3 protein-coding genes are annotated in these 6,602 nt (G+C 73.1%); all 3 read left to right on the top strand.

The window, feature by feature from the left end; translation table 11 throughout:
* Window positions 1-365: 365 nt before the first annotated feature.
* The 3 genes from thrC (at window position 366) to ME121_RS27975 (ending at window position 6,269) form a co-directional block, all read left to right on the top strand.
* The gene (gene thrC / locus ME121_RS27985; protein ID WP_053622488.1) at window positions 366-1,778 is read left to right on the top strand and encodes a threonine synthase; all 1,413 of its coding nucleotides are present in this window, start codon (window positions 366-368) and stop codon (window positions 1,776-1,778) included.
* Between the two features lie 88 nt (window positions 1,779-1,866).
* Complete coding sequence (locus ME121_RS27980) at window positions 1,867-3,162, top strand: M16 family metallopeptidase (RefSeq protein ID WP_024830459.1); 1,296 nt, start codon at window positions 1,867-1,869, stop codon at window positions 3,160-3,162.
* 176 nt (window positions 3,163-3,338) lie between these two features.
* Complete coding sequence (locus ME121_RS27975) at window positions 3,339-6,269, top strand: EAL domain-containing protein (RefSeq protein WP_012318573.1); 2,931 nt, start codon at window positions 3,339-3,341, stop codon at window positions 6,267-6,269.
* Window positions 6,270-6,602 lie beyond the last annotated feature (333 nt).

Here is a 6,602-nt window from a genome sequence, read left to right as displayed (position 1 = left end):
GCGGCGGCGGGAGCGGCGCGCCGGCCTCGGGGCCGGGCCTCGGGCCGCTGGGCGGCGGCGGCGGGGTCTGCGCGAGGGCGACGGTGCCGGACAGCAGCGCCGCGACGCCCGCGAGGGCGATGATTCGGGTCATGTCGGCTCTCTCCGAGACGGGATCCGCCCGGCAGCTCGGGGGCAGCGGGGCGGTCCGGCTCTAGGACGCGGCCGGGCAACCGGCCCTGAACCGGCCCGTTCAGCCCCGGTTTAACCGCCGGCTCCGTCCCGTGCGCGGACCGGTCCCGGGCCCGTGTCCCGGCGACGCATTCAGGGCTTTCGACAGGTCCGCCCGCATCGTGTAGAGGGGGCGCCTTCCCTCGGAGGACCCTGTGCTCCACGTCTCGACTCGCGGCGAGGCCGCGCCGCTCTCGTTCTCGGACGCGCTCCTGGCGGGCCTCGCCCGCGACGGCGGGCTCTACGTGCCGCAGACCTGGCCGCAGATCGGCCATCCGGAGATCGCCGCCCTGGCGGGCCGGCCCTACGCGGAGGCCGCCAAGCGGGTGCTGCGCCCGCTGATCGACGGCGACATCGCCGGGCCGGACCTCGACCGGATGATCGACGCCGCCTACGCGACGTTCCGCCACCCGGCGGTCTGCCCCCTGACCCAGCTCGACGACAACCTGTTCCTGCTGGAACTCTTCCACGGGCCGACGCTCGCCTTCAAGGACGTGGCGATGCAGCTGCTCGGGCGGCTGATGGACCACGTCCTGGCCGAGCGCGGCGCCCGCGCCACCATCGTGGGCGCGACCTCGGGCGACACCGGCTCGGCCGCCGTGGAGGCCTTCGGCGGCCTCGACCGGGTCGACGTGTTCATCCTCTACCCGCACGGGCGCGTCTCGGAGGTGCAGCGGCGGCAGATGACCTCGGTGCCGGCGCAGAACGTCCACGCGCTGGCCGTCGACGGCACGTTCGACGATTGCCAGAACCTCGTCAAAGCCCTGTTCCAGCACGCCGATTTCGCCGATGCGGTGCGGCTGTCGGGGGTCAACTCGATCAACTGGGCCCGGGTCGCCGCGCAGGCGGTCTACTACTTCACCAGCGCGGTGGCGCTGGGCGCGCCCCACCGGCCGGTCTCCTTCGCGGTGCCGACCGGCAATTTCGGCGACGTGCTCGCCGGCTGGGTCGCCAAGCAGATGGGCCTGCCGGTCGGGCGGCTGATGATCGGCACCAACGCCAACGACATCCTGGTGCGCACCCTGGAGCACGGCGCCTACGAGCTGCGCGGCGTGGTCCCCACCACCTCCCCCTCCATGGACATCCAGATTTCCTCGAATTTCGAGCGTCTGCTGTTCGAGGCGCTCGGGCGCGACGCCTCGTCCCTGTCGCGGCTGATGGCCGGGCTGAAGCAGTCCGGCGGCTTCTCGCTGAGCCCGGAGGTGCTGGCCACGGTCCGGTCCGAGTTCGACGCCGTCGCGGTGCCGGAGCCCGACGTCATGGCGGAGATCGCCCTGACCCAGGCCGCCACCGGCGTGGTGCTCGATCCCCACAGCGCCATCGGCGTGCGGGCCGGACGGCGGCTCCTGGAGCAGGATCCGGCGACCCCGGTGGTGGCGCTGGCCACCGCGCATCCCGCGAAATTCCCGGACGCGGTCGCCAGGGCCACGGGCGGCCTGCGCCCCGCCCTGCCCCCGCACCTCGCCGACCTGATGGACCGGCCCGAGCGCCTGACCCGGGTGGCCAACGACCAGGCCGCCCTGGAGGCGCTGATCCGCGAGCGCGCCCGCATCGCGAGGGGCGCGTGAGCTTGGCGCGGGTCACGCGCCCCTCCCCCTCTCCCGCACGGGAGAGGGGATCCGCGCCGCATCCGGCCCCCTCCGCGACGAGCCGTCGATGAACCAGCATTTCTCAACGCACGCCGCCTCGCCGTCCCTGCGCACCACGCGGCTTCCGAACGGCGTCACGGTGGTGACCGAGCCGATGCCCGGGGTCGCCACCGCCAGCCTGGGCGTCTGGGTCGGGGCCGGCTCGCGCAACGAGCGGGCCGACGAGGCGGGCCTGTCCCACCTCATCGAGCACATGGCGTTCAAGGGCACCCGCACCCGGTCGGCGCAGAAGATCGCGGAAGAGATCGAGAATGTCGGCGGCGAGATCAACGCCGCGACCTCCACGGAGGGGACGAGCTACACCGCCCGGGTGCTCGGCGAGGATGCCGGTCTCGCCCTCGACGTGATCGGCGACATCCTCACCGACTCGGTGTTCGACGCGGGCGAGCTCGCCCGGGAGAAGGGCGTCATCCTGCAGGAATACGCCGCCGTCGAGGACACCCCCGACGACGTGGTCTACGACGCGTTCACGGAGGCCGCCTTCCCGGACCAGCCGGTCGGCCGGCCGATCCTCGGGCGGCCCGAGACGATCCGGAGCTTCGACGAGGCCGGGATCCGCGCCTATCTCGACCGGGAGTACACGCCGGACCGCATCGTCGTGGCGGGCGCCGGCGCCGTCGCCCACGAGGCGATCGTGGCGGCGGCCGAGCGCCATTTCGGCGCGCTCCCCGCCAAGACCGCCCCCGCCTCCGTGCCGGGCGTCTACGGCGGCGGCGAGCGGCGGATGCCGCGCAAGCTCGAGCAGGCCAACGTGGTGATCGGCCTGCCGGGCCTCTCCTTCCGGGACGAGCGCTACTACGCGCTCCACATGTTCGCGCAGGTGCTGGGCGGCGGCCTGACCTCGCGGCTCTGGCAGGAGGTGCGCGAGACCCGCGGCCTCGCCTACGAGATCCAGGCCTTCCACTGGCCGTTCTCGGATTGCGGCCTGTTCGGCATCGGCGCCGGCACCGCCGGGGCGGACCTGCCCGAACTCGTCGACGTGACGCTGGCGGCCACCGCCCGGGCGGCCCGGGACCTCGACGCCACCGAGATCGCCCGCGCCAAGGCGCAGCTGAAGGTCTCGCTGCTCTCGGCCCTGGAGACGCCGGGCGGGCGCATCGAGCGCAACGCCCGCCAGATCCTGGCCTGGGGCCGGGTGATTCCCGCCGGGGAGGTGATCGACAAGGTCGACGCCGTCACGGTGGCGGATGTCCGGGCCGCGGCGGCCGCGATGCTGCAGGGCACGCCGACCCTGGCGGCGATCGGCCCGATCCGCAAGCTGCCCGCCCTCGACAGGATCGCGGGCGCGCTCCGGGCCGCCTGAGACCGACGCCGTCTCCGCGCTCGCGATGACGGAGAGGGCGGCAGAACGGCCGCCCCCGCCCCGCCCAACTTGATTTGGCCGCAAAGGGGCGCGATCCGCGGGCGGTGGACCGGCCCCGGGGCGACCTTGCCCCAGGTCGGGCCCGCGCCTATCGATCGAGGCCGCCCGGGCGGCCGATGCCGAAGCTCGCACGGCCGGAAGTCAAGACACCCTTGCGCATCCTCGCCCTCCTCCTGACCCTGGTCGGCGGTCTCGTCGGTGCCCTCGCGCTCACGCTCGCCGCGAGCGCGCCCGCCCGGGCCGTGGAGGCGGTCCGCGTCACCCTCGACGCGCCGGTGATCGACCTGACGACCGCGATCGAGCGCTACCGCTCCGACGGCGACCTGATCCAGATCTCCACGGCGCCCGGCAAGGACGGCATCGTCCGGCGCATCGTCGTCAAGGCGCGCGACGCCGGCGCCCGGCCCGACTGGATCGTGTTCGCGCTCACCAACGACACCGACGAGCAGATCGACCGCATCCTGGTCGCCCCGCATTTCCGGCTGGTCGATTCCGGCGTGATCTGGCCCGATCTCGGCGGCTCGCGCATCGCCGCCATCACGGCGAGCCAGGGCATCCGGCCCGAGCGGGACGAGAACCCGGAGGCCGACCAGTTCACCATCACGCTGGATCCCGGCGCCACCGTCACCTACGTGGCCGAGCTGCGCGGCTCCAACGTCCCCCAGCTCCGCCTCTGGGACCAGGACGCCTACCGGCGCAAGACCGCCGGCCTGACCCTCTACAAGGGCATCATCATCGGGATCAGCGGCCTGCTCGCCCTGTTCCTGACCATCGTGTTCGTGGTCAAGGGCGCGATCATCTTCCCGGCCGCCGCCGCGCTCGCGTGGTCGGTGCTGGCCTATGCCTGCATCGATTTCGGGTTCCTGCAGCGGGTCTTCCCGGTCACCGAGCTCGCCGAGCGGGTCTACCGGGCCTCCGCGGAGGCGGTGCTCGGGGCGACGCTGCTGGTCTTCCTGTTCGCCTATCTCAACCTCGCCCGCTGGCACGTGCGCTACAGCCACGTGGCGTTCTTCTGGCTCGCCTTCCTGGCGGGCCTCGTCGGGCTCGCGGTGTTCGACCCGCCGGTGGCGGCGGGCGTGGCGCGGATCTCGATCGCCGCGGTGGCCGGCATCGGCCTGCTGCTGATCGTCTACCTCGCCGCCCATAACGGCTACGACCGCGCCATCCTGCTGGTGCCGACCTGGCTGCTTCTGGTGGTCTGGGTCACGGCGGCGGGCTTCGCGGTCACCGGCCAGATCGGCAGCGACCTCGTGCAGCCCGCCCTGATCGGCGGCCTCGTGCTGATCGTGATGCTGATCGGCTTCACGGTGCTCCAGCACGCCTTCGCGGGGGGCGGCCTCAGCCACGCCCTCGTGTCCGACACGGAGCGGCGCGCGCTGGCGCTGACCGGCGCCGGCGACGTCGTGTTCGACTGGGACGTGCCCGCCGACCGGGTCTTCGTCGGCCCGGAGATCGAGGGCCAGCTCGGCCTCGCCCGCGGCACCCTCGAGGGGCCGGCGACCAACTGGCTCGGCGCGCTCCACCCCTTCGACGTGGAGCGCTACTCGGCGGCCCTCGACACGGTGATCGAGGAGCGGCGCGGGCGCATCGTCCACGATTTCCGCCTGCGCTCGGAGGCCGGCACGTTCTTCTGGTACCGGCTGAAGGCGCGGCCGGTGATCGGCGCCGACGGCGAGGTGATCCGGGTGGTCGGCACCATCGCGGACGTCACCGAGATCAAGACCGCCGAGGAGCGCCTGCTCCACGACGCCGTGCACGACAGCCTGACCGGCCTGCCGAACCGCGAGCTGTTCGGCGACCGCCTCGACGCGGCGCTCGCCTTCGCCGGCCAGGACCAGCGCCTCAAGCCCACCGTGATCGTCCTCGACGTCGACCGGTTCAAGGGCATCAACGACGCGATCGGCCTGTCGGCGGGCGACTCGATCCTGCTGACCCTGTCGCGGCGCCTCGGCCGCCTGCTGCGGCCGCAGGACACGCTGGCCCGGGTCGCCGGCGACGAGTTCGCGGTGATCCTCCTCTCCGAGCGCGACCCCGACCGGATCCTGGCCTTCGCCGAGATGATCCGCCGGGCGATCGCCACGCCGATCACCTACGCGGACCGGGAGATCTTCCTGACCGTCTCGATCGGGCTCGCGCTCTACGAGGCGGGCGCCAACCTGAAGCGCGACGAGGTGTTCAAGAGCGCCGAGATCGCCATGATCCAGGCCAAGCGCAACGGCGGCGACCGGATCGAGGTGTTCCGCGCCCACATGCGCACCGACCGCTCGGACCGGCTGATGCTGGAGAGCGACCTGCGCAAGGCGATCGAGCGCAACGAGATGCGGGTGCTGTTCCTGCCGGTGGTGCGCCTCGAGGACCGCACCGTGGCGGGGTTCGAGACCGTGCTGCGCTGGGACCATCCGAAGCTCGGGCGCATCCCCGCCTCGACCTTCCTGCCGCTCGCCGAGGAGAGCGGCTTCGTGGTCAATCTCGGCATCTTCGCCCTGGAGCGCACCGCCCTGGAACTCGCGGCGTGGCAGCGCTCCCTGGAGGTCGAGCCGCCGATCTTCGCGGCCTGCAACCTGTCCTCGCGCCAGCTCCTGCGCCACGACCTCCTGCACGACGTGAAGACCGTGCTGGCCCGCTCGGGGGCCCTGCCCGGCTCGCTCAAGCTGGAATTCAGCGAGAGCCTCGTGATGGAGAACCCGGAATACGCCGCCCAGATGCTGGCGCGGATCCACGACCTCGGGGCGGGCCTGTGCCTGTCGGATTTCGGGACCGGCTACTCGGCCCTCTCCTACCTGCAGCGCTTCCCGTTCGACACGATCAAGGTCGACGCGACCTTCGTGCGCCAGATCGGCACCGGGCAGACCGCGATCCTGCGCTCGATCGTGCGGATGGCGAGCGAGCTGAACCTCGCCATCGTGGCGGAGGGCTGCGAGTCCGAGGCCGACGCCCAGGCCCTCGCCGGGCTCGGCTGCGAGTACGCCCTGGGCCCGGCCTTCGGCGAGCCGATGACCATGCTGCAGGCCCGCCAGATCGTCGGCGCCGCCCCGGAAGCGGCCTGAGATCCGGTCCGGACCGGCTTGCCCGGCAACACGGCCGACCGACGATCCGCGCGGCGACGGGTGACGCGCCGAGGCCGGCCCAGATCGGGCGCCTGCAGCACCGTTTCGCGAAGCTGCGGCCGGCCTGAGCCGTCCGGCGGCCGCGGTGCCGGCGCTCCGGGATCTCGGGCGCCAGCCTGGCGGCTACGGCACACGGGACGCCCACCACGCGCCGGTGGGGCGACCCGGCCGGGATCCAGGAGCCGGGACTCGGCGCGGGGACTTCACCCCGAAGGTCCGGGGGCCTGGACCGAGACCTGCGCGCCGGTCGCCGGCGTGCGCGGCGCGTGCGGA

The organism is Methylobacterium sp. ME121, assembly GCF_000974725.1.
Classification (GTDB): Bacteria; Pseudomonadota; Alphaproteobacteria; order Rhizobiales; family Beijerinckiaceae; genus Methylobacterium; species Methylobacterium radiotolerans.
The sequence above is the reverse complement of the archived record's forward strand: the minus strand, read 5'-3'. Positions and strand labels throughout refer to the sequence as shown.